Annotated in this window: 3 protein-coding genes and 1 pseudogene; 3 read left to right on the top strand and 1 reads right to left on the bottom strand. The window is 61.9% G+C overall.

Features of this window, described 5'->3' with window-relative positions:
- The first annotated feature begins 41 nt into the window (after positions 1-41).
- The 3 genes from VDP82_RS17530 (at position 42) to VDP82_RS17520 (ending at position 1,580) form a co-directional block, all read left to right on the top strand.
- On the top strand, positions 42-602 hold the full coding sequence (locus tag VDP82_RS17530) for a cold-shock protein (protein ID WP_323016101.1): 561 nt from the start codon (positions 42-44) through the stop codon (positions 600-602).
- 9 nt (positions 603-611) lie between these two features.
- Entirely contained in the window at positions 612-1,097 is a 486-nt protein-coding gene (locus VDP82_RS17525) for a DUF192 domain-containing protein (protein WP_323016100.1), read from the top strand.
- Between the two features lie 105 nt (positions 1,098-1,202).
- Positions 1,203-1,580: a metalloregulator ArsR/SmtB family transcription factor gene (locus VDP82_RS17520; protein ID WP_323016099.1), complete on the top strand. Its 378-nt coding sequence runs from the start codon at positions 1,203-1,205 to the stop codon at positions 1,578-1,580.
- A gap of 177 nt (positions 1,581-1,757) precedes the next feature.
- Here the strand turns inward: VDP82_RS17520 and VDP82_RS17515 are convergent.
- Positions 1,758-2,037, bottom strand: a pseudogene (locus VDP82_RS17515) (hypothetical protein); the annotation flags it as partial.

The raw sequence follows: 2,037 nt of genomic DNA, 5'->3' as shown, positions 1-2,037 counted from the left end.
ATGGCGAATCTGCGGGAATCCTGCCCGATGAGGCAGGTGCGGTGAGCAGCTCGGACGATGCCTCGTCCTCCCATGATGGCGGGCTCGATACCATCGAAATCGTCGGCGCCATCAAGTGGTTCGATGCTGGCAAGGGCTTCGGCTTCATCGTGCCCGACAATGGCATGCCAGACGTGTTGCTGCATGTGACCTGCCTGCGCCGCGACGGCTATCAGACCGCCTATGAGGGGGCGCGCATCATCGTGGAAGCGCTCAATCGCCCCGGCGGCCTCCAGGCCTTCCGCATTGTTTCCATGGACGAATCGACCGCGCGTCATCCCGCGCAGATGCCGGCGCCGCGCACTCATGTGGTGGTCGAGCCCACCTCCGGTATGGTGCGGCTCGAAGTGAAATGGTTCAACCGTATCCGCGGCTTCGGCTTTCTTTCGGCCGGCGAAGGCACTCCCGACGTTTTCGTGCACATGGAAACGCTGCGCCGCTTCGGCATCACCGAGCTACGCCCAGGCCAGTTCGTTCTGGTGCGCTACGGGCAGGGCCCCAAAGGCCTTATGGTTGCCGAAATTCGGCCCGACGGTTGGGGCGACGCGCCGTCCTCCCATTAGGAAATTTTCATGATGCTTTTTGCGCATCGCCCTGTTTCGAGGCTGCGTCGCTTCGGCGCGCTGCTGATCGCCATTGTTCTTGGGTGGATGTTGGCGGCCTGCGGCAATGGCGAGGACCGGCTGGTGCTGCACACGGCCAGCGGCGCCCATGCCTTCACCGTGGAAGTGGTCGACACCCCCGAAACCAGGGCGCAGGGGCTGATGTTCCGCCAGGAACTGGCGCCGGATGCCGGCATGCTGTTCGACTATCGGCGCGAGCAGCCCGCTTCCTTCTGGATGCGCAACACCTTTATCCCACTCGATATGATTTTTGTCGGCGCCGATGGTGTGGTCAAATCCATCCATGTCAATGCCCGCCCTCATGACGTTACCCCCATCACCTCGGGCGTGCCGGTGCAATTTGTTCTGGAGATTCCCGGAGGGCGATCGGTGGAAATCGGTCTTGAACCTGGCGACCGCATGGAGCATGCGCGGGTCGGCAAGAGTGAGCAATAAGGCCGGAAACCCTGCCTGTTGAAGACGCCTTTCCTTGCTTGACGTGTAACCCTGCCGTTACTACTGCCTTGGCGGTAACCTGCCGGTCAGTTCATCGGAAGCGCCATGCCGCCCATCGTCACGCTCATTGCTCTCGCCGATCCCACGCGGTGCCGGATTCTGGAGATTCTGCGCGAGGGGCCGCAGCCGGTGCATGTGCTGGCCGGCGCTTTCGACATCAGCCGCCCGGCCATCTCGCGCCATCTGCGCGTGCTCAAGCAGGCGCGGCTCATCAGCGAGAAAAAGATCGGCCGCGAAAATCGCTATCGCCTCCATGCCGGTAAGCTAAGGCCGGTGCAGGACTGGCTGGGCACGGTTGCGGCGGAGCCCAGCTTAAGACCCATCTCAGCCGCCAAACCGCCCCGCAAGGCCGAGCCAGCGCCCCGGCCGAAGCCCGAGCCGAGCCCCGCCGCTGTGGCCTCGCAGATGGGCTTTGATTTTTAAAGCGCGTCGCCCGAAAGTGGGCACCGGTTTCAGGATAAACACATCCGAAAAACGAGGCGTTCGGCGGGTGCAGGGGATAGTCGCCCGCGTCGAGCGTCCAGCCCATCCGTAGCCATCTCACGGGCGACCTGATTGAGACGGCCGGAAAACGCAGCCGCGCTCGGCTGGCACTCCCAGCTATGCCAGCGTATCAAAGTGCCGCAGGATCCAAAAAAGCTGATACCCGACCTTGAAGACCAGAAATGTAGCGTGAAAAACTCTATTCTTGATGACTGCAGCAGCGATGCAAAGCAGTACGATGAGCGGCGTTCTGAGGAGATATTCGGGACCGAACGATAAGAGATGGTCGGTACCCTTCATCAGCGTATCTCCCACGTCAATGACGTAGGTGGCCGCCAGCACGCCGAAAAACCAGCCCCGGCGCTCGAAAAAGAAGTCCTCGTGGCTGCGATACTCC

Origin of the sequence: Devosia sp., assembly GCF_034675085.1 — a bacterium.
Lineage (GTDB): Bacteria > Pseudomonadota > Alphaproteobacteria > Rhizobiales > Devosiaceae > Devosia.
This window is presented reverse-complemented; position numbering and strand designations above follow the sequence as displayed.

What these genes read in the sequence shown, in the direction of transcription:
- VDP82_RS17525 (WP_323016100.1), top strand. Translation starts at nt 612, where the DNA reads ATGATGCTTTTTGCGCATCGCCCTGTTTCGAGGCTGCGTCGCTTCGGC.
- VDP82_RS17520 (WP_323016099.1), top strand. Translation starts at nt 1,203, where the DNA reads ATGCCGCCCATCGTCACGCTCATTGCTCTCGCCGATCCCACGCGGTGC.